Annotated in this window: 26 protein-coding genes, 1 pseudogene and 1 riboswitch; of the genes and pseudogenes, 19 read left to right on the forward strand and 8 right to left on the reverse strand. The window is 57.7% G+C overall.

Translation table 11 applies throughout. The features are described from left to right. Positions 1-25 precede the first annotated feature (25 nt). Positions 26-808, reverse strand: a complete 783-nt coding sequence (gene modE / locus ACX3P5_RS05300; protein WP_233984866.1) for a molybdenum-dependent transcriptional regulator — start codon at positions 806-808, stop codon at positions 26-28. 139 nt (positions 809-947) lie between these two features. Between modE and ACX3P5_RS05305 the strand changes: the two genes are divergently transcribed. From ACX3P5_RS05305 to modC, 4 genes are all read left to right on the forward strand, one after another. After that, positions 948-1,103 carry an AcrZ family multidrug efflux pump-associated protein gene (locus tag ACX3P5_RS05305; protein ID WP_233988206.1) on the forward strand — a complete coding sequence of 52 codons (156 nt, stop codon included), beginning with the start codon at positions 948-950 and terminating at the stop codon, positions 1,101-1,103. A 155-nt stretch (positions 1,104-1,258) separates the two neighbouring features. Beyond that, complete coding sequence (modA, locus tag ACX3P5_RS05310; RefSeq protein WP_336754887.1) at positions 1,259-2,032, forward strand: molybdate ABC transporter substrate-binding protein; 774 nt, start codon at positions 1,259-1,261, stop codon at positions 2,030-2,032. Beyond that, on the forward strand, positions 2,029-2,718 hold the full coding sequence (gene modB, locus ACX3P5_RS05315) for a molybdate ABC transporter permease subunit (protein WP_233984864.1): 690 nt from the start codon (positions 2,029-2,031) through the stop codon (positions 2,716-2,718). The genes modA and modB overlap by 4 nt, the downstream gene beginning before the upstream one ends. Then, positions 2,718-3,776, forward strand: coding sequence for a molybdenum ABC transporter ATP-binding protein ModC (gene modC, locus ACX3P5_RS05320; protein ID WP_336754889.1), 1,059 nt, complete (start codon positions 2,718-2,720; stop codon positions 3,774-3,776). Before modB ends, modC begins: the two co-directional genes overlap by 1 nt. Before the next feature lie 453 nt (positions 3,777-4,229). Here modC and ACX3P5_RS05325 read toward each other — a convergent pair whose 3' ends face one another. Continuing rightward, on the reverse strand, positions 4,230-4,775 hold the full coding sequence (locus tag ACX3P5_RS05325; RefSeq protein WP_336754891.1) for a hypothetical protein: 546 nt from the start codon (positions 4,773-4,775) through the stop codon (positions 4,230-4,232). 396 nt (positions 4,776-5,171) lie between these two features. Between ACX3P5_RS05325 and ACX3P5_RS05330 the strand changes: the two are divergent. Then, a pseudogene (locus ACX3P5_RS05330) lies at positions 5,172-5,264 on the forward strand (TOBE domain-containing protein); the annotation flags it as partial. Here the strand turns inward: ACX3P5_RS05330 and ACX3P5_RS05335 are convergent. After that, positions 5,265-6,083, reverse strand: coding sequence for a pyridoxal phosphatase (locus ACX3P5_RS05335; RefSeq protein WP_233984861.1), 819 nt, complete (start codon positions 6,081-6,083; stop codon positions 5,265-5,267). Positions 6,084-6,234: 151 nt separating this feature from the next. Here ACX3P5_RS05335 and pgl point away from each other — a divergent pair, with 151 nt between their 5' ends. Then, positions 6,235-7,236 (forward strand): 6-phosphogluconolactonase, encoded by a 1,002-nt coding sequence (gene pgl, locus ACX3P5_RS05340; protein WP_458968380.1) that lies wholly within the window; start codon positions 6,235-6,237, stop codon positions 7,234-7,236. A gap of 45 nt (positions 7,237-7,281) precedes the next feature. On the opposite strand, the gene ACX3P5_RS05345 is transcribed toward pgl, so the two are convergent. Both ACX3P5_RS05345 and bioA read right to left on the reverse strand, forming a co-directional pair. After that, positions 7,282-7,758 carry a kinase inhibitor gene (locus ACX3P5_RS05345; RefSeq protein WP_094119427.1) on the reverse strand — a complete coding sequence of 159 codons (477 nt, stop codon included), beginning with the start codon at positions 7,756-7,758 and terminating at the stop codon, positions 7,282-7,284. Positions 7,759-7,833: 75 nt separating this feature from the next. Further along, a complete protein-coding gene (gene bioA, locus ACX3P5_RS05350; protein WP_458968381.1) occupies positions 7,834-9,126 on the reverse strand; it encodes an adenosylmethionine--8-amino-7-oxononanoate transaminase in 1,293 nt (430 codons plus the stop codon). A 100-nt stretch (positions 9,127-9,226) separates the two neighbouring features. On the opposite strand from bioA, the gene bioB reads away from it, so the two are divergent. From bioB to bioD, 4 genes are read left to right on the forward strand one after another with little or no spacing between them, the layout of a single operon-like run. Next, positions 9,227-10,258, forward strand: coding sequence for a biotin synthase BioB (gene bioB, locus ACX3P5_RS05355; protein ID WP_233984859.1), 1,032 nt, complete (start codon positions 9,227-9,229; stop codon positions 10,256-10,258). Further along, complete coding sequence (bioF, locus tag ACX3P5_RS05360) at positions 10,258-11,409, forward strand: 8-amino-7-oxononanoate synthase (protein ID WP_458968382.1); 1,152 nt, start codon at positions 10,258-10,260, stop codon at positions 11,407-11,409. Before bioB ends, bioF begins: the two co-directional genes overlap by 1 nt. Next, the gene (gene bioC, locus ACX3P5_RS05365) at positions 11,393-12,148 is read left to right on the forward strand and encodes a malonyl-ACP O-methyltransferase BioC (RefSeq protein ID WP_233984857.1); all 756 of its coding nucleotides are present in this window, start codon (positions 11,393-11,395) and stop codon (positions 12,146-12,148) included. Before bioF ends, bioC begins: the two co-directional genes overlap by 17 nt. Beyond that, positions 12,145-12,813, forward strand: a complete 669-nt coding sequence (gene bioD, locus ACX3P5_RS05370; RefSeq protein ID WP_233984856.1) for a dethiobiotin synthase — start codon at positions 12,145-12,147, stop codon at positions 12,811-12,813. Before bioC ends, bioD begins: the two co-directional genes overlap by 4 nt. A gap of 1 nt (position 12,814) precedes the next feature. On the opposite strand, the gene ACX3P5_RS05375 is transcribed toward bioD, so the two are convergent. Next, entirely contained in the window at positions 12,815-13,537 is a 723-nt protein-coding gene (locus tag ACX3P5_RS05375) for an ABC transporter ATP-binding protein (RefSeq protein WP_094119421.1), read from the reverse strand. Positions 13,538-13,643: 106 nt separating this feature from the next. On the opposite strand from ACX3P5_RS05375, the gene ACX3P5_RS05380 reads away from it, so the two are divergent. Continuing rightward, complete coding sequence (locus tag ACX3P5_RS05380; protein WP_458968383.1) at positions 13,644-14,060, forward strand: hypothetical protein; 417 nt, start codon at positions 13,644-13,646, stop codon at positions 14,058-14,060. A 371-nt stretch (positions 14,061-14,431) separates the two neighbouring features. Continuing rightward, complete coding sequence (gene uvrB / locus ACX3P5_RS05385) at positions 14,432-16,453, forward strand: excinuclease ABC subunit UvrB (RefSeq protein WP_233984854.1); 2,022 nt, start codon at positions 14,432-14,434, stop codon at positions 16,451-16,453. A 1-nt stretch (position 16,454) separates the two neighbouring features. Here uvrB and ACX3P5_RS05390 read toward each other — a convergent pair whose 3' ends face one another. Then, positions 16,455-17,360: a gluconeogenesis factor YvcK family protein gene (locus ACX3P5_RS05390; RefSeq protein WP_233984853.1), complete on the reverse strand. Its 906-nt coding sequence runs from the start codon at positions 17,358-17,360 to the stop codon at positions 16,455-16,457. A 204-nt stretch (positions 17,361-17,564) separates the two neighbouring features. Then, positions 17,565-17,698, forward strand: a riboswitch (molybdenum cofactor riboswitch). Here ACX3P5_RS05390 and moaA point away from each other — a divergent pair. From moaA to moaE, 5 genes are all read left to right on the forward strand, one after another. Continuing rightward, entirely contained in the window at positions 17,688-18,674 is a 987-nt protein-coding gene (gene moaA / locus ACX3P5_RS05395; RefSeq protein ID WP_233984852.1) for a GTP 3',8-cyclase MoaA, read from the forward strand. (Overlaps the previous riboswitch by 11 nt.) Positions 18,675-18,688: 14 nt before the next feature. Next, on the forward strand, positions 18,689-19,204 hold the full coding sequence (moaB, locus tag ACX3P5_RS05400) for a molybdenum cofactor biosynthesis protein B (RefSeq protein WP_233984851.1): 516 nt from the start codon (positions 18,689-18,691) through the stop codon (positions 19,202-19,204). Positions 19,205-19,206: 2 nt separating this feature from the next. Further along, positions 19,207-19,692 carry a cyclic pyranopterin monophosphate synthase MoaC gene (gene moaC, locus ACX3P5_RS05405; RefSeq protein ID WP_336754905.1) on the forward strand — a complete coding sequence of 162 codons (486 nt, stop codon included), beginning with the start codon at positions 19,207-19,209 and terminating at the stop codon, positions 19,690-19,692. Beyond that, complete coding sequence (gene moaD, locus ACX3P5_RS05410) at positions 19,685-19,930, forward strand: molybdopterin synthase sulfur carrier subunit (RefSeq protein WP_233984849.1); 246 nt, start codon at positions 19,685-19,687, stop codon at positions 19,928-19,930. Before moaC ends, moaD begins: the two co-directional genes overlap by 8 nt. Position 19,931: 1 nt before the next feature. Then, complete coding sequence (gene moaE / locus ACX3P5_RS05415) at positions 19,932-20,384, forward strand: molybdopterin synthase catalytic subunit MoaE (RefSeq protein WP_233984848.1); 453 nt, start codon at positions 19,932-19,934, stop codon at positions 20,382-20,384. Here the strand turns inward: moaE and ACX3P5_RS05420 are convergent. Continuing rightward, a complete protein-coding gene (locus ACX3P5_RS05420; protein ID WP_233984847.1) occupies positions 20,381-21,166 on the reverse strand; it encodes an OBAP family protein in 786 nt (261 codons plus the stop codon). The two genes, moaE and ACX3P5_RS05420, sit on opposite strands and share 4 nt — an antisense overlap. A gap of 123 nt (positions 21,167-21,289) precedes the next feature. Here ACX3P5_RS05420 and ACX3P5_RS05425 point away from each other — a divergent pair, with 123 nt between their 5' ends. Together ACX3P5_RS05425 and ACX3P5_RS05430 are read left to right on the forward strand one after the other, a co-directional pair. Then, a complete protein-coding gene (locus tag ACX3P5_RS05425; RefSeq protein ID WP_233984846.1) occupies positions 21,290-22,384 on the forward strand; it encodes a DUF1615 domain-containing protein in 1,095 nt (364 codons plus the stop codon). 94 nt (positions 22,385-22,478) lie between these two features. Further along, complete coding sequence (locus ACX3P5_RS05430) at positions 22,479-23,186, forward strand: Bax inhibitor-1/YccA family protein (protein ID WP_233984845.1); 708 nt, start codon at positions 22,479-22,481, stop codon at positions 23,184-23,186. The last annotated feature ends 22 nt before the right edge of the window (positions 23,187-23,208 follow it).

The raw sequence follows: 23,208 nt of genomic DNA on the forward strand, positions 1-23,208 counted from the left end.
ATGAAGTCAAATCAGCCGGGGAAAATCATACCAGGGTGGCGACGATAGCGTGTTCCGCGTCAAAATGGGCGATGACCGGGTCGCCAGGCTGCAGGTTCTGCTGCTGCAACGCCACATTGCTCAGCGTCGCGCACAGGGTTTCTCCGCTGGCAAGCTGCATCAGCAGCTCACTGAACTGTTCGCCAGGCTCTATGGCGCTGACGGTCGCCGCCAGCTGATTGTCGCCGTCGCCGGCCTGGCGGCTGACCCGAATCCAGGGCGCCTTGATCAACAGCAGCACCTCTTTGCCGGCAGCCAGCTGCAGGCGATCGGCACTGCGCTGGGTCAGCGCCACCCGGAGTTCGGTGACGCCGTCAGCCAGTAAAATCCTGAGATGCTGCACCACCGACTGCGCATCGTTGCTGATCACGGTGCCAAACAGCTGATTCCGGGCGCTGGTTTGCAGTGAGAAGCGCGCAATGGCGGCCAGCAGACTGTCGAGCGGCAGCGCATCCTGTTGCAGGGCGTCAAACGCTTTTTGCTGGATCTGCTCCATCAGCTGAAACAGCTGAATCAGCCGTTCACCGTAGCGCGTCAGGGTAGCGCCGCCACCGCCTTTGCCGCCGGTGGCGCGTGCCACCAGCGTCTCATCCGCCAGCTGGTTCATCTCATTGATCGCATCCCAGGCACTTTTGTAACTGATGCCCGCCAGCTTTGCGCCCTGACTGATTGAACCGGTTTGCTGCACGCGTTTCAGCAGTTCGATGCGGCGCGGATCGGCAAACAGTTTTTGCTGTAAACGAATATGGAGGGAAAGTTCGGCTTGCATGGCGACTCCGGCAAAGGGTTAAGGCGTATCTGCGCGATGATAGCGGCGTTTCGTGACCAAAGTAAAAGCACGAAAAGGGCTGCGCAAAATTTTGCTGACCCGTTACAATCACTTTTTTGTTCGCAGAGTGAGACGCTCCATGCTGGAATTACTTAAAAGCCTCGCCATAGCTGTGCTTATGGTCCCTGTCGTCATGGCGCTGATGTTAGGTATGATCTATGGCTTGGGTGAAGTGTTTAACGTCATCTCAAAATTTGGTCATCGCGAAAAATCTTCAGCCCGTTCGCACAATTAATTGCCTGTCACGCCCGCCTTTGTGCGGGCGTGCTGCTTTCTGCTACCGCTACCTCCACTTCCACTCATCCTTCTGCTAAAACTGCCGATAAATTAATAACACTGCCGGAACGGGCGTTGTATTATCCGTTACACAACGAATAACCGGAGAAGATCATGTCTTTACTACAGTACCGCTGGGGAATCGCCGCACTGGTGACCGTTTCACTGACGGGCCAGGCGCTGGCGGCGGAAAAAGTGACCGTCTTTGCTGCCGCCTCGCTGACCAACGCCCTGCAGGATATCGCCCGTGACTATCAGCAGCAGACCGGCGTCACGGTGGTCTCATCGTTCGCCTCCTCCTCGACGCTGGCGCGCCAGATAGAGCAGGGCGCGCCGGCTGACCTGTTTATCTCCGCCGATCAGCAGTGGATGGATGATGCGGTGGCGAAAAAGAGCGTTGATACCGGCAGCCGTTACACGCTGCTGGGCAACGATCTGGTGCTGGTGGCACCGCGCGGCGCGGCGGCGAAGAAGGTTGAGCTGAATCAGCAGACCGACTGGAAAACGCTGCTGCACGGAGAACGTCTGGCGGTAGGCGATCCCGACCATGTTCCGGCCGGTATTTACGCCAAAGAGGCGCTACAGAAGCTCGGTGCCTGGCAAACGGTTGAACCGGTGCTGGCACCGGCAAATAATGTGCGGGCCGCACTGGCGCTGGTTGAGCGTAATGAGACACCCTATGGCATTGTGTACGGTTCCGATGCAGTCGCCAGTGCGAAAGTGCAGGTAGTGGGACGATTCCCGGCCTCCAGTCACAAACCGGTAGAATATCCGATGGCGATCGTTAAAGATCGCGACAACGCCGCCGTTAACGCTTTTTATCACTACCTGAAAGGACCGCAAGCAGCGGTCGTGTTTAAACATTACGGATTCACACCAACGAAATGATACTCAGCGATCCCGAATGGCAGGCGGTAGTGCTCAGCCTGAAAGTCTCTGGCATTGCCGTGCTGGGCAGCCTGCCGTTCGGCATCCTGATGGCGTGGATTCTGGTGCGCTGCCGTTTTCCCGGTAAAGCGCTGCTCGACAGCCTGATTCATCTGCCGCTGGTGCTGCCGCCGGTGGTGGTCGGCTATCTGCTGCTGATCGGCCTGGGACGACGCGGCATCATCGGTGAAAAACTCTATGACTGGTTCGGCTTCAGTTTTGCCTTTAGCTGGCGCGGGGCAGCGCTGGCGTCGGCGGTGATTGCGTTTCCGCTGATGGTACGCGCCATTCGCCTGGCGCTGGAAGCGGTTGATATCCGGCTGGAGCAAGCCGCCCGCACCCTGGGTGCCGGACGCTGGCGGGTATTCTTTACTATCACGCTGCCGCTGACTCTGCCAGGCGTTATCGTCGGCACGGTGCTGGCCTTTGCGCGATCGCTGGGGGAGTTCGGTGCCACCATTACTTTTGTCTCTAATATTCCCGGCGAGACGCGCACCATACCGCTGGCGATGTACAGCCTGATTGAAACGCCAGGCGCAGAAGGCGCCGCCGCGCGGCTGTGTGTGATTGCCATCGTGCTGGCACTGGCGTCGTTACTGGCGTCAGAATGGCTGGCGCGACTGGGCCGTAAGCGGATGGGGAACTGATGCTGTCACTGAATTTTATCCAGCAGCAGGGCGATCATCGGCTGACGATTGACCTGCAAATCCCTGCTAAGGGCATCACCGCCATTTTCGGCGTGTCGGGTGCCGGTAAAACCTCGTTAATCAACGCCATCAGCGGGCTGACGCAGCCACAGCATGGCCGGATAGAGTTGCGCGATCGGGTGCTGTTTGATGCAGAACAGCAGATTTCGCTGCCGCCGGAAAAGCGCCGGATTGGCTATGTGTTTCAGGATGCGCGGCTGTTTCCACACTATCGGGTGCGCGGCAATCTGCAATATGGCATGGCCCCGGCGATGAAAGCGCAGTTCGACTCGCTGGTCTCCCTGCTGGGTCTGGAGCCATTGCTGTCGCGCTTTCCGCTGTCGCTGTCGGGCGGTGAAAAGCAGCGGGTGGCGATTGGCCGGGCGTTACTGACCGCGCCGGATATGTTGCTGCTGGATGAGCCGCTGGCGTCGCTGGATGTGCCGCGTAAACGCGAGCTGATGCCTTATCTGCAAAAACTGGCGAAGCAGGTGGAGATCCCGATGCTCTACGTGTCGCACAGCCTGGAAGAGATCCTGCATCTGGCGGATAACGTGCTGGTGCTGGATAACGGTAGCGTGAAAGCGTTTGGCCCGCTGGAGCGGGTCTGGAGCAGCAGCGCGATGCGACCGTGGCTGCCGGTCAGCGAGCTGAGCAGCGTGTTGCGGGTACAGGTACTGGAGCAGCATCCTGACTATCCGATGACCGCCCTGTCGCTGGGTGATCAGCATATCTGGGTCAGCCGCATCCATCAGCCGCTGAAAACGCCTCTGCGGATTCGTATCGCCTCGGCCGATGTCTCGCTGGCGCTGCAGCCGCCGCACAATACTTCCATCCGCAATATCCTGCCGGCACAGGTGGTGGAGCTGGTAGAGGTCGGCGATCAGGTGGAGGTGAAGCTGCGCATCGGCATCAGTGAACTCTGGGCGCGCATTACGCCGTGGGCGCGGGATGAGCTGGGCATTCGGCCAGATCAGTGGCTCTATGCCCAGATAAAAAGCGTTTCGGTGACGCCCTGATGACTAAAGGTACTGATAAATCATTGTTTTTAATGAAATTATTTAATGGGTCTCTGTTTTTCTGACTTGTTTCGGATGTTTTATTGAGTAGGGTTCTGACACCTCTGAACAGAGAGCGCGGGTTCTTGCTTTCGTCTCTGGTCGTCGTGAAGATAAGAGGTGGAAAGCCGACATTAATAATCTGATGAGTATTGATATTCAATTCCCTGTCAGGAAGGGTGATACCGACCAGACGTTTAAACCAAATTAAAATGTGAAACCTTTTGGTGGCCCCGAACCGTTACCAGAGGGATTCTGCAAAACTTTCTGTGGTTCAGGGCAACGCCCTATAAAATGGCTTTCACCGTGCTTCTGTTTGGTGGCCTGGATGACATCACTATGCATCAATCAAAGAAGCGTTTGATTCGGGTGGCAGAGCAGCGTGGTCAATAGCGCTATATGTCCCGGAATCGTCTATAACTTCAATCCATGTTCTTTGCAGTATTTAACACTGTATACTTCTGATAAAAGATTTTCGACTTCAGGTACGGTCAGTGCAAATACGGCATCACGGGCGAAATATCCAAAATGACGCACGACTAAAAATACTGGCTCTTGTGTTTTCAGATCATTCTCTTCACCGTATTCCAGAATATCATTGTATCGTCCACCAATGACCTTTTGCTTTGTTTCCTGACGCTGAATAAAGGGTTGTTTAGACCAGGCCAGAAATTCAAAAAAGGGTGCGGTGTTTTCCGTGATTCGACTATCTGTATAGATAAAGGGAAGCGCAACATAGTCGTAGCCCAGGTCAACGACAAATTGCACAAAGGAGAGGTCGTCCGGTACTTTCATGGGATAAACTTTAGGCGCGTAGGGAGCAACGATTGAGCCATCAATGAAAGAATAATAATGCACATCACTGGCGTAGCGGGTTAAATGACCAACCTGTAACGATGTACAACCCGTGAGCATCAATGATAATAAAAGCAGAGCCTTGTTGAATCTATTTGTAAACATATCCCATACCTACAGATAAATAAGGGTTATCGGCAGGTGAAAAATAATCTTTAGCATTTTTTAATTGAAAGTGGTGGGCGGCCTGATATCAAATAGCTTTATATCCCTCTTATGGCAGCACTGTTTTTTTATATTTTTCCGTCATCAACGCTGGAGTCAGCTTTAATGACTATTTATGTCACGTTGCTTTATATCAATGTCAGGTGTTTAAAGGTTAAGAGTGAATAATAAAATGCAGGGCTTATTTTAATAAAAGATTAAAAAGGGCTTGAATGTATACAGACCCTCCTCAGAGTCATGTTGCGTTATCTATTGTTTTATCCCTGCGTTAAAATTTGCTTTTTGCTTCTCAACGCATTAAATGAAACAGACCGTTTTTTATCGGGTCAATGCCGGGCGCGCATTACGCCGTGGGCGCGGGATAAGCTGGGCATTCGGCCCGATCAATCGCTCTATGCCCGGCTAAAAAGCGTCCCGGTGACGCCCTGATTACAACACGTACTGATAGAGGGTTTCGGCGATACCGGGTTCGAGGTTAGTGCCGATCACTTTTTTCGCCCGCGCTTTGATCGCTTCATCAGCATTGCCCATCACCACGCCCAGACCGGCGGTTTCCAGCATACTGAGATCGTTATAGTTATCACCGAAGGCGATCACATCGGACATGCTCAGCCCCAGCGATTCCACCCACTGCGCCAGTCGCTTGCCTTTGCTGTTGCCGCCTTTGGCGATATCGACCTGATCGTGCCACGACCATTCGCAGGCCAGACCCAGTTCCGCCTCGACTTTGCTGGCAAACTGCTGCAGTTCGGGAATGTTGGGATGTGACAGCGCAAATTTCCAAATGGAATCCGCTTCACGCGCGGCCTGCGCCAGATCGGGTACCTGCCGGAACACCGGGCGCTGGTGCGGCGGCAGCGATTCAGCCCAGTTGAGTGTGCGGGTAACGTGACCGGTCGGCGTCTGATAGAGCATCGCATCATCGACATACAGCAGGCCGTGAATCCGCTGCTGATCCAGCATCTCAATCACCTGCAGCGCCAGCTGGGTGTCGAGCGGATCGGCGGCCAGCACCTTTTTCGCCTGATAGTCATACAGATAGGTACCGTTACAGCAGATGGCTGGCGTATCGAGCTCCAGCGCCTGATAAAAAGGGTGAATGGCGCAGTGGTGGCGTCCGGTCACGATAGCGACGTGAATGCCCGCCTCGCGCGCTTTTTTCAGCGCCTCGACAGACTGCGGCAGAATGGTTTTGGCGGGTGTTAACAGCGTGCCATCGAGGTCGAGGGCAATTACACGGTAGCTCATTAATCCTTCCGTTCGGGTAGCGTAGCGAAGCCTCAAGTCTACACCTGACCGCGGTCGCGAGACAAAAAACCGGGCACAAATGATTCCAGCATGGCTAAAACGCGCTACAGTGACTCACAGATCATCATCAGGCAGCCAAAAAGGAGAATGCATGAAACAAGTTGTCTACACCGCCAGTCCCGAGAGCCAGCAGATCCACGTCTGGCAGATGAATGAAGAGGGTGCGCTGACGCTGCTTCAGGTGACCGATGTCGCTGGCCAGGTTCAGCCCATGGTGGTGAGTCCGAACCGCGAATTTCTCTATGTCGGCGTGCGCCCCAATTTTCGCGTGCTGGCGTTCCGCATCGCCGCTGACGGCACCCTGACGGAAGCCGGACAGGCACCGCTGCTAGGCAGCCCGACCCATATCTCTACCGATCGCAACGGTAAGTTCCTGTTCTGCGGCTCCTATAATGACGCCTGCGTCAGCGTCAGCCCGATTGGCGAAGATGGCGTGCCACAGGCACCGCTGCAGGTGATTCACGGACTGGAAGGGTGCCACTCGGCCAATATCGACCTGGCTAACCAGACACTCTACGTACCGGCGCTGAAACAGGATCGCATCTGCCTGTTTGCGCTGGGTGACGACGGCCAGCTGACGCCACGCCCGCAGGCGCAGGTCACCACCGTCGACGGTGCCGGTCCGCGCCACATGCAGTTCCATCCGAACGGTCACTATGCCTATTGCGTCAATGAACTCGACAGCACGGTCGACGTCTGGGCGTTAGATAATGAAGATGGCGAAGTTGAGAGCGTACAGACGCTGGACATGATGCCGGCTGATTTCAGCGGAACCCGCTGGGCCGCAGATATTCATCTGACGCCGGATGGCCGTTTCCTCTACGCCTGTGACCGCACCAGCAGCACGCTGGCGGTGTTCAGCGTCAGTGAAGATGGCGGACAGCTGACGCTGCAAGGTTTCCAGCCAACTGAAACCCAGCCGCGCGGCTTTAATATCGATCACAGCGGACAGTATCTGGTGGCGGCGGGGCAGAAATCCCATCACATTGAGGTCTATCGCATCACTGAACCACAGGGACTGTTACAGCCGCTGGGACGCTATGCGGTCGGACAGGGTCCGATGTGGGTCGTGGTACATCAGTTGCAGGCGTAACGCTGCAATTTAACGCCTCTCCCGGCTGGGAGAGGCGTAGCGGAATTACTGGTAGTTCACGGTCAGTGACGCGCTTGCCAGCGCGTGAAAATGGACATTAAAGCCGACCATGGCACCACTGGCACCCTCATCCACCTCAATCTTTTCCACATCCAGCGCATGTACCGTGAAAATGTAGCGATGGGTTTCGCCCTGCGGCGGCGCCGCACCGCCATAACCGGCCTGACCAAAATCTGTCCGGGTCTGGATCGCCCCTGACGGCAGTCCGGCCTGACCGGAGCCCGCGCCCTGCGGCAGAGAAGTGGTGGTAGCCGGAATGTTTGCCACCAGCCAGTGCCACCAGCCGGAGCCGGTTGGCGCGTCGGGATCGTAGCAGGTCACCACAAAACTTTTGGTACCTTCCGGGGCTGCTTCCCAGGCCAGATGGGGAGAGATGTTCTCGCCCTGATAGCCCATACCGTTGAAAACGTGCTTCTCAGGCATTTTATCGCCGTCGTTAAAGTCCTGACTATAAACGCGCATTACCTCTCCTCACGTGTCGATCATTAGCCTGACATCATAACCAAACGCGCAGTCAGTTCCAGCGCTTCGCCCGCTTCAGTCGGCAAAATGTGAAGAATGCTCAAGCGCTGCCCCAATCGCCTGCACCAGTTTGCTCAGCGCCTGCGGCGTGATGATATAGGGCGGCATCAGGTAGATCAGCCGGCCAAACGGCCGGATCCAGACCCCTTGCTCAACAAAGAACTGCTGCAGCGCCGCCATATTCACGGCACGGTGAGTCTCGACCACGCCAATTGCGCCCAGCACCCGCACATCCGCCACCTGCGGCGCACTGCGCAACGGCAGCAGCTCTGCCCGAAGCTGACGTTCGATAGCGGCAACCTGAGGCTGCCATTCGCCTTCGGCCAGCAGGGTCAGGCTTTCAACCGCCACCGCGCAGGCCAGCGGATTGCCCATAAAGGTCGGGCCGTGCATAAAACAGCCGGCCGCGCTGCGGCTGATGGTATCGGCAACTTCGCGAGTGGTCAGGGTCGCCGCCAGGGTCATCATGCCGCCGGTCAGCGCTTTGCCGACGCACAGAATATCGGGCGTGATGCCAGCATGTTCACAGGCAAACAGTTTGCCGGTGCGACCAAATCCGGTAGCAATCTCATCGGCAATCAGGAGCAGGCCGTAACGATCGCACGCTTCACGTACCTGCTGTAAATAGCGCGGATGGTAGAAGCGCATCCCGCCAGCGCCCTGCACGATCGGCTCCAGAATCACCGCCGCCAGCTGCTGATGATGCTGTTCTATCAGCCGGGCGAAATCATCAAAATCCTGGCGCTCCCATTCATCATCAAAGCCGCAGGCCGGAGCCGCTGCAAAGTGATGTTCGGGCAGATAGCCGCGCCACAGGCTGTGCATCGAATTTTCCGGATCGCACACCGACATCGCCGCAAAGGTATCGCCGTGATAGCCGCGCTTCAGCGTCAGGAACTGCTGCCGGGTTTCACCGCGTCCCAGCCAGTACTGCAACGCCATCTTCATCGATACTTCCACCGCCACCGAGCCGGAATCGGCGAGAAAAACGCACTCCAGCGCCGCGGGCGTCATCGCAACCAGCTGGCGGCAGAGCGCCACCGCGGCGGGATGGGTAATGCCGCCAAACATTACGTGTGACATCTGCGTCATCTGCTGCGTCAGCGCCCGATTGAGCCGTGGATGGTTGTAACCGTGAATCGCCGCCCACCACGAGGACATGCCATCGACCAGTTCGCGGCCATCGGCCAGTTGCAGTTGAAAACCCTGGGCGGCAACCACCGGATAACAGGGCAGCGGGTCGAGCATTGAGGTGTAGGGGTGCCAGATGTGCTGGCGATCAAAGCGGGCGTCTTCAGGCGTGAACATAGGCGTCGTAAACCGGAGTTGTAAACCAAAATAAAAAAATATAGTTTACAAGTATAACCACGTTAATCGTCGGGATGACACCCTTTTTTTGGAGCACGTAATGGCACAACGCTGGACAGTTGCACAGGCCCAGGCCCTGTTTGATCAACCTTTTCTTGAACTGATGTTTGAAGCGCAGCGGGTGCATCGTCAGCACTTCGATCCGCGTCAGGTACAGGTCAGCACCCTGTTGTCGATCAAAACCGGTGCCTGCCCGGAAGACTGTAAATACTGCCCGCAGAGCGCGCGCTACAAGACCGGCCTGGAGTCGGAACGCCTGATGGAAGTGGAGGAAGTATTGACCTCTGCGCGTCAGGCCAAAGCCGCCGGTTCAACCCGTTTCTGCATGGGCGCGGCATGGAAAAATCCGCACGAGCGCGATATGCCCTATCTGGAAAAAATGGTTGAAGGCGTAAAGGCGATGGGCATGGAAACCTGTATGACGCTGGGTACGCTCAGCGATCAGCAGGCGCAGCGGCTGGCGGGCGCCGGCCTGGATTTTTATAACCACAACCTCGACACCTCGCCAGAATTTTACGGCAGCATCATCACCACCCGCAGCTATCAGGAACGGCTGGATACGCTGGGCAAAGTGCGTGACGCCGGGATCAAAGTCTGCTCAGGCGGCATCGTCGGTCTGGGAGAGACGGTCAGCGATCGCGCCGGTCTGCTGGTGCAGTTAGCCAACCTGCCGACCCCGCCGGAAAGCGTGCCGATCAACATGCTGGTGAAGGTCAAAGGTACGCCGCTGGCGGACAACGATGACGTTGAGCCGTTCGATTTTATCCGCACAATCGCGGTGGCGCGCATCATGATGCCAACCTCGCACGTCCGGCTGTCGGCGGGCCGTGAGCAGATGAGTGAGCAGACCCAGGCGATGTGCTTTATGGCCGGGGCGAACTCGATTTTCTACGGCTGCAAACTGCTGACCACGCCGAACCCGGAAGAGGATAAAGATCGCGTGCTGTTCCGCAAGCTGGGGCTGAACCCGGAGCATACCCACACCCAGCACGGCGATCAGCAGCAACAGCAGCAGCTCAGCGACCAGCTGATGCACGCCGACACTGAACAGTTCTATAACGCGGCGCTGTAATGAGCTGGCAGCAACGACTGGCACAGGCGCTGGATCGGCGGCGCGCCGCCGATGGCTGGCGGCAACGCCCGGTAATCGATCATCAGACCACCCGCACGCTGCACAGCGGAGGACGCGTTTATCGTCATTTTTCCAGCAACGATTATCTCGGCTTAACCCAGCATCCGGCGGTGATTGCCGGCTGGCAGCGCGGCGCAGAACAGGCGGGAGCCGGTGCCGGTGCGTCAGGCCACGTCACCGGCTATCACCGGCAGCATGCGGCGCTGGAAGCGCAGCTGGCTGACTGGCTCGGCTATGACCGCGCGCTGCTGTTTATCTCCGGCTTCGCGGCGAATCAGGCGGTGATCCATCTGCTGGGGGAGGAAAACGATCGTATCCTGGCCGATAAGCTCAGCCATGCTTCGCTACTGGATGCCGCCAGCCACAGTCCGGCGCAGCTGCGCCGTTTTACGCACAATAGCCCGGCGAGTCTGGCGGCGCGGCTGGCCGCACCCTGCAGCGGCGAAACGCTGGTGGTGACCGAAGGGATTTTCAGCATGGATGGTGACAGTGCGCCGCTGGCGGCGATAGCGGCACAGACGCGCGACGCGCAGGGCTGGCTGCTGGTGGACGATGCGCACGGGATCGGCGTGACAGGCGAGCAGGGGCGCGGCAGCTGCTGGCAGCAGGGTATAAAACCGGAGCTGCTGGTGGTCACCTTCGGTAAAGCCTTTGGCGTCAGCGGGGCGGCACTGTTGTGCGACGCACAAACCGCCGATTATTTTGTGCAGTTCAGCCGCCATCTGATCTATTCGACCGCGATGCCCGCCGCCCAGGCGGCGGCGCTGCAGGCGTCGCTCAGTCAGGTGCAGCAGGGCGATGCGCTGCGTCAGCGGTTGCAGGCGAATATCCAGCGCTTCCGGCGTGGTGCCGCCTCGCTGCCGTGGCAACTGATGGATTCCGCCAGTGCGATTCAGCCGTTAATCGTCGGCGACAATGCGGAAGCGATGGCGCTCTCCGCCCGGCTGGCAGAAGCGGGCTGCTGGGTCAGCGCCATCCGGCCACCAACCGTACCGCCGGGCACTGCCCGGCTGCGTATTACCCTGACGGCGGCGCATCAGCCGGACGACATCGATATTCTGCTGGAGGCGCTGCATGACGCTGCAGGTTGATAAACGCGCGGTGGCACGCGCCTTTGGCCGGGCGGCCGAACACTACGATGCTCATGCCGCGCTGCAACGGCTGAGCGGCGATGCGCTGCTGGCACGGGCACCGGCGCACAGTGGACCGCAGCTACTGGATGCCGGCTGCGGTACCGGCTGGTACAGCAGGCAATGGCGTGAACGTGGTAAGCAGGTCACCGCGCTCGATCTCTCGCCGCAGATGCTGCAACAGGCGCGCGCCAGTAATGCCGCACAGCACTATCTGGCCGGAGATATCGATGCCTTACCGCTGGCAGCGGGCAGTTTTGATCTGGTGTGGAGTAACCTGGCGGTGCAGTGGAGCAACGATCTGTCGCAGGCGCTGGGCCAGTTCAGGCGGGTGCTGCGTCCCGATGGTACGCTGCTGTTTTCAACCCTGAGCGCCGGTTCATTGCAGGAAGTCCATCAGGCCTGGTCGCATCTGGATCACCATCCGCACGCTAACCGCTTTCTCACCGAGCAACAGATTGCGGCAGCCTGCGCTACCCACCAACTGAACTGCGAGTCGGCGCTCATCACCCTGCATTTCCCGGATGCGCTCAGCGCCATGCGTTCGCTGAAAGGGATTGGGGCAACTCATCTGCATCAGGGGCGGGATGGCCCGCTGTTAACCCGACAGCGGCTGGCACAGTTAGAGGCGCACTGGCCGCGCGATCGGCACGGTTTCCGTCTCAGTTATCATCTCATCTATGGAGTAAGTTCATCATGAAGCGCTGGTTTATCACCGGCACCGACACCGAAGTCGGTAAAACGGTTGCCAGCGGCGCCCTGTTACAGGCCGCCCGGGCGGCAGGTTATCGCTGCGCGGGCTATAAGCCGGTCGCCTCGGGCTGCGAAATGACGCCGGAGGGGCTGCGTAACAGTGACGCGCTGGCGCTGCAGCGGTACAGCAGCGTGCCGTTAGACTATCAGCAGGTCAATCCGCTGGCGTTCCTTGAACCGACAGCGCCGCATATCGTCAGTGCCGAAGAGGGCAGGCCGATCACTCATCTGGCGCTGTCGGCGGGCCTGGCGGCGCTGGAACCGCTGGCAGACTGGATTCTGGTTGAAGGCGCAGGCGGCTGGTACACCCCGTTATCCGCAACGCACACCTATGCTGACTGGGTCAGCAGCGAGCAGTTGCCGGTGATATTAGTGGTCGGTGTCAAACTGGGCTGCATCAATCACGCCATGCTGACCGCGGAGGCGGTACGCGCTCGCGGGCTGCGTCTGGCGGGCTGGATCGCCAACACCGTGGTGCCGCCGGGACAGCGTTATCAGGAATATCTCACCAGCCTGACGCAACGCCTGCCTGCACCCTGTCTCGGCACCATTCCCTGGCTGACCGAGTCGCAACAGGACAACTGCGGGCACTATCTGACGCTGCCAGCGTAAATCAGGCCACCGTCAGCCATTTGTTGACGGTGTGGTCATCCAGCTGCGCCATTTTGCCCTGCGCCACGTTACGCCCGCGATGCAACAGCAGAAAATAGTCAGCCACGCGACGGATCAGGGAGAGACGCTGCTCCAGCAGCAGGATCGTCAGGCCATAGTCGAGGTTCAGTCGGCGAATCAGATTCCCCATCTCCTCTTCCAGCCACGGCGACATGCCGTCGGTGGGCTCATCAAGAATCAGCAGTTTTGGCTGCAGCACCAGCGCGCGCGCCAGGGCCAGCTGCTGCTGCTGATCGATCGGCAGATCGCCGCTGCGCTGCTGGCGTAGCGAATAGAGCGCCGGAAACAGGTCAAACACCATTTCGGGAATGGCGCGGTGGCGGTCGGCCTGACTGGCACCGGCCAGCAGGGCGATCAGCAAATTATCTTCCACGCTCATCTGGGTAAAAATATGGCGTCCCTGTGGCACATAGCCAATTCCCATCTGCGCCCGCTGTTCAGCTGGCTGCAGCAGCAGGTCGGCGGGCGGTGAACCATCTTCTTTCCATGAGATCGATCCGCTGTTGATCGGCAGCCGGCCCATAATGCAGTTGACCAGGGTGGTTTTCCCCATGCCTGGCCGGCCAAGAACGCCGGTGCAGGTGCCAGGCGACAGATCGAGATCCACGTCCCACAGGATATGATTTTGACCGTAAAATTGATTTACCGAACGTAAACTCAGCATCTGACACTCTCCTTTCCGATCATTAGCCTGAATGCTTCCGCTCTGTGTCGTCTGGCAAACAAGGTATCAGCAATGGTCATCTCACCACTGCAGCACAGTGCGCGCGATGCGCGTTGACGCCATTCAATCTTGCAATTCCCAGGCCAGATTCAGCGGTGTGCTTTTTTTCAGCGGCCAGCGCGGCTGCGCGCCGGGAAAAGATGAGGAATGCTTATCAATTTCTGCGGGTGATAACCGGGCTGCACTTTCACAGTGCCAGCGGGCGGAGTTTCTGGTGCAGCCGTGCGAAGATGAGGCAACGATTCTGATTAAGAATGGCGGGCTGGCGGGGCAAATCAGCAGCAGAGAGTCCGGGTCAGTTAAAAAAAGCAGAACAATTTGTCAGCGGCGGTGGAGAAATTTAGCGGAAAAAAAATTATTTTCAGCAAACCCAGGCGGCAGGGAAAAATTATACACAGCCGATGGCGGCGGGGCTGCCATCACTTATCCACCATTCCTGTGGATAACCTTGTGCATTAGGTAATGAAAACAGGTTGGAAGCGAGGAAATACGCGGCCTGGTTACATAATGTCGAGAATCTGGGCTTTTCGACATAGTATAATTAAATCAATTACTTATTAAAAAACAAGCCTGCGATTTATCTGTCAGTTCACTGAACTGTAATTTTATGACGCTCTATTGACAAATGTTAAATCCGATCTCCGCCTGGGGATAACCTTGCGCAACAACCGCCGGGCTAAAGCCAGCGGCAACCGGTGACCAAAAAGTACGCCAGCCGGGACCCTTACTCTGCCTCAACACTGTTTTTATATCCAGTATTAATTTCTGGCAAAATCACCATAGCAGAGTAAAATAGGTGCCTGCCCGCCGACTTCTTCAGCAGGAACTGCATTCATGAGTAAAGCCTTTAAATTAAATTCCGCTTTCAAACCTTCCGGCGATCAGCCCGAGGCGATTCGTCGTCTAAAAGAGGGTCTGGAAGATGGACTGGCCCACCAGACGTTATTAGGCGTAACCGGCTCGGGAAAAACCTTCACCGTGGCCAACGTGATTGCCGATCTCAACCGTCCAACCATGGTTCTGGCGCCGAACAAGACGCTGGCGGCTCAGCTGTACGGTGAAATGAAGGAGTTTTTCCCGGACAACGCGGTCGAGTTTTTCGTCTCTTACTACGACTACTATCAGCCGGAAGCCTATGTGCCCAGTTCCGACACCTTTATCGAAAAGGATGCCTCGGTTAACGAACACATTGAACAGATGCGTCTGTCAGCCACCAAAGCATTGCTGGAGCGGCGCGACGTGATTGTGGTCGCCTCGGTGTCGGCGATCTACGGTCTGGGCGATCCCGATCTCTATCTGAAAATGATGCTGCACTTAACCCGCGGCATGATCATCGACCAGCGCAGCATCCTGCGTCGCTTGTCGGAACTGCAATATACCCGTAACGATCAGGCGTTCCAGCGCGGGACTTTCCGGGTGCGTGGTGAGGTGATTGATATCTTCCCGGCGGAATCAGACGATATCGCCCTGCGCGTCGAGCTGTTCGATGAAGAGGTAGAGCGCCTGTCGTTGTTTGACCCGCTGACCGGCCAGATCGATTCGGTGGTGCCGCGCTTTACCATCTACCCGAAAACGCACTACGTGACGCCGCGTGAGCGCATTATTCAGGCGATGGAAGATATTAAAGTGGAGCTGGCGGATCGCCGCAAAGTGCTGCTGGAAAATAATAAGCTGCTGGAAGAGCAGCGTATTACCCAGCGTACCCAGTTCGATCTGGAGATGATGAGTGAGCTGGGCTACTGCTCCGGCATCGAAAACTATTCACGCTATCTCTCAGGACGCGGACCCGGCGAAGCCCCACCGACGCTGTTTGACTACCTGCCGGCCGACGGCCTGCTGGTGGTGGATGAATCGCACGTTACCATTCCGCAAATCGGCGGCATGTATAAAGGCGACCGGGCGCGTAAAGAGACGCTGGTGGAGTACGGTTTCCGCCTGCCGTCGGCGCTGGATAACCGTCCGATGAAGTTTGAAGAGTTTGAGGCGCTGGCCCCGCAGACTATCTATGTGTCGGCTACGCCGGGCAAATATGAGCTGGAAAAATCGGGCGACGAAGTGATCGATCAGGTGGTGCGTCCAACCGGACTGCTCGACCCCATCCTCGAAGTGCGTCCGGTGGCGACCCAGGTCGACGATCTGCTGTCGGAAATCCGTCAGCGGGTGGCGATCAACGAACGCGTGCTGGTGACGGTGCTGACCAAGCGCATGGCGGAAGATCTGACCGAATATCTGGAAGAGCACGGCGAGAAGGTGCGTTATTTGCACTCTGACATCGACACCGTGGAACGGATGGAGATTATCCGCGATTTACGCCTGGGTGAGTTTGATGTGCTGGTGGGCATTAACTTACTGCGTGAGGGGCTGGATATGCCGGAAGTGTCGCTGGTGGCGATTCTGGATGCGGATAAAGAGGGCTTCCTGCGTTCCGAGCGCTCGCTGATTCAGACCATTGGTCGTGCGGCGCGTAACATCAACGGCAAAGCCATTCTGTATGGCGACAAAATTACCCCGTCAATGGCGCGGGCGATTGAAGAGACCGAACGGCGTCGCGAGAAACAGCAGCAGTACAACGAAGAGAACGGCATTGTGCCGCAGGGCCTGAATAAAAAGATCACGGATATTCTGGAACTGGGCAACAACGTGGTGAAAACCCGGGGCAAAGCGAAACCGGCACGACGCGGTGCCGCCGAGGCGGAAGCGGATTATCTGGCGCTGTCGCCGCAGGCCCTGCAGAAAAAGATCCACGAGCTGGAAGGGCAGATGCAGCAACATGCGCAGAACCTGGAGTTCGAACAGGCCGCCAGCGTGCGCGATCAGCTGCATGAACTGCGCACGTTGTTTATCGCCACCTCGTAACTCAGTTAAAGCCCTGAATGGCGTGCTCCAGCGCGACCCGCAGCAGCTGGCGGTCGTGACGATATTTGATATCGGCGGCTTCCAGCGGCTCGCGGACAATCAGCCGGTTATCGACCTGACTGATATCGGCGGAAGGGCTGACCACAATCGCGTCGATCACCCGTTTGCCAATGTAGCGCTCCATCATCGCCAGCTTGTCGGCCACCGTCAGGCTGGCTGCCGCCGGGCTGAGTTCACGACCCAGATTGCCGATAAATACCATGGTGGCGGGCGTGCGACGCAGCGCCTGCGCCATCTCTTCCATCAGCAGAATCGGCATCAGGCTGGTGTAAAAACTGCCTGGTCCGATCAGAATTAAATCCGCTTCGCCAATGGCATCCAGCGCTTCCCGGGTCGGCTGCACGTTGGGATGCAGCATCATCTCCTGCGGCGGCTGCTTCATCTCATCAATCGCCGTTTCGCCGTAAACCATGTTGCCTTCCACGTCGAGCGCCACCAGATCGACCGGTTGCTCCGACATCGGAATCAAAAACGCATCGACCTTGAGCAGATTACGAATGATGTTGATCGCTTCCAGCGGGCGCACGCTCAGGTGATCCAGCGCTTTCAGCATCAGATTACCGAGGTTATGTCCGGCCAGTTCACCGTTACCGGCAAAGCGATATTCAAACATCGCTGAAGCCACGCTCGGTTCGGCGATCAGCTGGTTAAGGCAGTTACGCATATCGCCCCAGGCGATGCCGCCTTCTGAGCGGCGAATACGGCCGGTTGAACCGCCGTTGTCGGTGGTGGTAACGATGCCGGTGAGACGCGAGCCGAGCGGCGACAGCGCAGACATCACGCGGCCTAAACCGTGTCCGCCGCCGAGTGCCACCACGCGATCAAGATCGGCCAGTGTGCGATTCATACTTCTCCTTAATAGCCTGTCGCGTGGCGTCGCTCTAAACGCTAAACCCGCGCGGATGACTTGCGTCAAAATCTGAAGCGCATTTTAACGTATCCTGTCGCGAAAATGCGGTGAAAATTCGATATGTATCAGAATATATAACGAAAACGGCGAATGGAAGAGTAGCGAAATTCACGCTACCATCCTGTTAACCGCGCTGATCAACGGGTCAGCGTACACTCCAGCCTGATTGCCTACGTCTGCGGATAGGGGAGTCAGGCCGTAGCCATTGAGCTACCAGGGTGCAGGAAGAAATGACTGCATCTCCCAATCTGGAAAGGTGTTCTGGTGTCACAATTTACTGATGCATACGCGCGTAAGTTCTATTACCTGCGCCTGTCGGTCACGGATGTGTGTAACTTCCGCTGTACCTACTGTCTGCCTGACGGCTACAAGCCGCACGGCATTCGCAACAAAAGCTTTCTCTCTCTGGATGAAATCCGTCGCGTCACGCGGGCTTTCGCCGCTGCCGGCACGGAAAAAGTGCGGCTCACCGGCGGCGAACCGTCACTGCGTCGCGACTTTACCGACATCATTGCCGCGGTGCGTGAAAACCAGTCGATTCGCCATATCGCCGTCACTACCAACGGTTACCGGCTGGCGCGCGACGTGAAGCAGTGGCGTGAGGCGGGCTTAACCGCGCTCAACGTCAGCGTCGATAGCCTCGATGCCCGTCAGTTTCACGCTATCACCGGCCAGGATAAATTCCATCAGGTGATGGCGGGCATCGACGCCGCCTTTGATGCCGGTTTTCACCAGGTAAAAGTCAACAGCGTGCTGATGCGCGATCTCAATAGCCGCAACCTGGCAACCTTCCTCGACTGGATCCGTACCCGTCCGATTCAGCTGCGCTTCATTGAACTGATGGAAACCGGCGACGGCGGTACGCTGTTCCGCGATCAGCACGTTTCCGGCATGGTGATCCGTGACCAGCTGATTGCGCAGGGCTGGCAGCGGCGTGAAAGCGGCCGCAGCGACGGCCCGGCTCAGGTCTTTTACCATCCCGATTATGTCGGTGAGATTGGCCTGATTATGCCTTACGCCAAAGATTTTTGTGCCAGCTGCAACCGGCTGCGGGTTTCGGCCCAGGGCAACCTGCACCTCTGCCTGTTTGGCGACGGTGGTGTGCCGCTGCGCGATCTGCTGGCCTCTGACGATCAGCAGGCGGAACTGCAGGCACGCATCGCCAGCAGCCTTGGGCAGAAAAAGCAGACCCATTTTCTCCATCAGGGCAACACCGGCATCACGCAGAATCTCTCTTACATTGGCGGTTAATTTCAGGAGGCGTTATGGGCAAAGCAGCCAGCGAATTTCAGGCGGTACAGATTGCGGTGATGACGGTGTCAGATCGCCGCGACGCCAGCGAGGATAGCTCGGGCGACTATCTGCGCAGCGCCGCCCTTGAGGCGGGTCACGAGGTGGTCGATCATGCCATCGTGCCGGATAATCTTTACCGCATTCGCGCCACCGTATCGCGCTGGATCGCCAGTGACGACGTGCAGGTGGTGATCATTAATGGCGGCACCGGCTTCAACCTGAAAAACAGCACGCCGGAAGCGCTACTGCCGCTGTTCGACCGCGAGATTGACGGATTTGGCGAGCTGTTCCGGATGATCTCCTATGAAGAAATCGGCGGCTCGACGCTGCAGTCGCGCGCCATTGCCGGAATGGCAAATCAGACCTTAATTTTTGCGGTGCCAGGCTCGACCAGTGCCTGCCGCAGCGCCTGGGAGCGGATCATCGCTGACCAGCTGGATGCGCGCACCCGTCCCTGCAATTTTGTCTCACATCTGAAAAAACGGTAAGTATGTCGCAACTCACACACATTAATGCCGCGGGCGAAGCGCATATGGTGGATGTCTCCGCCAAAGCGGAAACCGTGCGCGAAGCCCGGGCGGAAGCGCTGGTGCTGATGCACTCTGATACGCTGCAGATGATTATCGATGGCAGCCATCACAAAGGGGATGTGTTCGCCACGGCGCGCATCGCCGGTATTCAGGCGGCTAAACGTACCTGGGAACTGATCCCGCTCTGCCATCCGCTGATGCTGAGCAAAGTGGAAGTCAACCTGGTGGCCGAACCGGAACACAGCCGGGTACGCATCACCTCGCTCTGCCGCCTGACCGGCAAAACCGGCGTTGAGATGGAGGCGCTGACGGCTGCCTCGGTGGCGGCCCTGACCATCTACGACATGTGCAAAGCGGTTCAGAAAGATATGGTTATTGACCAGCTGCGCTTAATCAGCAAAAGCGGCGGCAAAAGCGGTGATTTTCAGGCGGTGTCCAGTGATTAAGGTGCTGTTTTTTGCTCAGGTGCGTGAGCTGATCGGTACCGCATCGCTGGAGATTGCCGACACCTACCCGGATGTGGCTGCACTGCGCGCGGCGCTGGCGCAGCAGGGCGATCGCTGGGCGTTAGCGCTTGAGTCCGGCAAGCTGCTGGCAGCGGTGAACCAGACGCTGGTACCGATGAGTCATGCGCTAAGCGACGGGGATGAAGTGGCCTTTTTCCCGCCTGTAACCGGAGGTTAAGATGGAAACCCGGATTCGCGTCGGCCCGGCACCTTTTGATATGGCAGAAGCGTATCGCTGGCTGGCGGCCTGTGACGAAGATGGCGCAGTGGTGACCTTCACCGGCAAAGTGCGTAACCACAATCTCGGCGACGACGTCGCGGCGTTAACGCTGGAACACTATCCCGGCATGACCGAAAAAGCGCTGCAGGAGATTGTGGATGCGGCCCGCCAGCGCTGGCCACTGCAACGCGTCACGGTGATCCATCGCACCGGGGAACTGTTTCCCGGCGATGAAATTGTGCTGGTGGGCGTCACCAGCGCGCACCGCGGCAGTGCCTTCTCCGCCGCGGAGTTCATTATGGATTACCTGAAAACCCGCGCGCCGTTCTGGAAACGGGAAGCAACCGCCGACGGCGATCGCTGGGTGGATGCCCGCGACAGCGATCGCCAGGCGGCGCAGCGCTGGGATTAAGGCTGTTTTAACTGCTCGGCCGGGCCAAAGTGGGTCTGGCCGTGGCTGTGTTCACCGCCGCCGTGGGTGCGTTGCAGCTGAATTACTTCGCCCTGTTGCCAGGCATTGGCTCCCGGTTCAGCCGGATGCGCCACAATATCCGCCCGCTGGGCGCGAATTTTTTTGCTGTCGACATCGAAACGGCGATCGCGATCCGCCAGCAGGCGCGAGTCCATCTGGCCGTCAGCGGTAAAGCCCATCATCAGCGCCGGAATGCCGATCGGCAGGGTTTTGTCACGATCGGTATGCCAGGTATGCCAGGTTTTGCCATAGGTATTGACGATGCGCTTCATCAGCGCGTGGTCGGCGGCCTCCGGCAAACCGGGCGCAATCAGCGTGCCCGATTTCACTTCATACTGATGGCTGTGCCACAGCTTCTTCTCTTCCGGCGGCAGGGTTTTATATAACCGCTCGCTGATGATGTACTCCACCCCCATCAGCCGCGCATCGCGGGTATTGCCATCGTAGATCACCGCCTGCATCACATCCTCATTCAGCACCGTCACATAATGGTGCGCTTCCATCTGACCGTTCTGATCGCCATTGTAAAAATGGAAGCCGTCGAGATAGGTATTGATGGCGTCGATCGGTGGACGGGACTGCATCACCTCCGCGCCGGTTTCCAGCAGTTTGAGTGACGAGGAGGTGGGTGCGCCAGGCGACTGCACCTGAGCCGGAGAGTTATTGGCACCACATCCCGCTAACAGCAGGCTGAATGCCGCGACAGGCCAGAGTTTTAACATCGTAAATTCCTTTAACGGTAAAAGAGGTAACCTTAGTACAGGTAGAGAGGTTCAGAAAATCAGCCCTGCCGGTAAAACGATGGCAATGGTAGAGTAGGGGTTTGATTGATTCTGAGGACAGGCATGTCATCCACCCCAATACTGCAACGTCTGACGCTGGTCGCCGCACTGGTGCTGGCAGGCTGTAGCAGCAAGAAAACCCCCGAGGTGCCGGTCCGGCAGCCCGCCGATGTCAAAGCACAAATCCAGCGGCTGTTGCCTGCTCACGTCAGCAATAAAGCGGACTGGACCGACGACATCTACACCACTTTTCGCACCCAGCAGCTCGATCCCAGCGTCAGTAATCTGTGTGCGGTGATTGCGGTGGCGGATCAGGAGACCAACTTCAGCGCCGAAGCGACCGTGCCGGGCCTGCCGAAAATTGCCTGGGGCGAGATCAACCGCCGGGCGGCGAAGGTGCATGTGCCGGCGTTTGTGGTCCGCACCGCGCTGCTGATTAAATCGCCCAACGGCGAGAGTTACGCAGCCCGTCTGGATAAGGTGCGCAGTGAGAAAGAGCTGAGCGCCATTTTTGATGACCTGATCGATATGGTGCCGATGGGGCAGACGCTGTTTGGCAATCTCAATCCGATTCATACCGGCGGGCCGATGCAGGTCAGCATCGCCTTTGCGGAAGCACATGCCAAAGGCTATCCGTGGCCGATTGATGGCTCTATCCGCCGCGAAGTCTTTACCCGTCATGGCGGCATCTACTTCGGGACCCTGCATCTGCTGGGTTATCCGGCCGATTACAGCCGGCCGCTTTACCGTTTTGCCGACTTCAACGCTGGCTGGTATGCCAGCCGCAACGCCGCGTTCCAGGCGGCAGTGTCACGGGCGACCGGAATGAAGCTGGCGCTGGATGGCGATCTGATTCTTTACGGCAGCGACAAGGCGGGCACCACCGAGCTGGCAGTGCGTACCCTGGCGAAGCAGATCGATATGAGTGACAGCGAAATCCGCCGCGACCTGGAAAAAGGGGAGAAAGCAGATTTCAGCGACAGCACGCTGTGGCGGCAGGTGTTTACCCTGGCCGATAAGATGGCGGGTCGTCGGCTGCCTAGAGAAATGTTGCCGGGCATCAAGCTGGAAAGCCCGAAAATCACCCGCAATCTGACCACCGCATGGTTTGCGCAGCGTGTCGATAGCCGCTATCAGCAGTGTCTGTCGCGTCGTTAAGGGGATGTTGTGGCACAGTTGAGTCGGGCTGTGCCACACTTAGTCAGGCTCCGTCCGCGGAGCACGTCCAAATCCGTTCAACAAGAGGTGCATCATGGACCGATATCCACAAAACGATTCAATTGTTCAACCTGCGTCACGTGGGCTGCAAGCCTATATGGCCCAGGTGTATGGCTGGATGACCTGCGGTCTGTTACTGACAGCGTTTGTCTCCTGGTTTGCCGCGCGTACGCCCGCGGTGATGGAGCTGGTGTTTGCTAACCGCATCACTTTCTTTGGGCTGATTATCGCGCAGCTGGCACTGGTCTTTTTTCTCTCCGGCATGGTGCATCGCCTGAGCGGTGCCGTCGCCACCGGGCTGTTTATGCTCTATTCGGCGCTGACCGGCGTCACCATGGCGAGTATTTTTCTGGTCTATACCTATTCGTCCATTGCCAGCACCTTTTTCGTCACCGCCGGGATGTTTGGTGCGATGAGTTTCTATGGCTACACCACCAAACGCGATCTGAGCCGCTTTGGCAGCCTGCTGTTTATGGCGCTGATCGGCATCGTGCTGGCCTCGCTGGTGAACTTCTGGCTGAAAAGCCCGGCGCTGATGTGGGCCATTACCTATATCGGTGTGGTGGTGTTTGTGGGCTTAACCGCCTATGACACCCAGAAGCTGAAAAATATTGGCGAGCAGATTGATGCGCGCGACACAGAGAACCTGCGTCGTTACTCGATTATGGGGGCATTAACGCTCTATCTCGACTTCATCAACCTGTTCCTGATACTGCTGCGGATTTTCGGCAACCGCCGCTAAGGTCAGGTTACAGAAAGGGAGA

This window comes from Pantoea sp. S-LA4 (assembly GCF_054482835.1).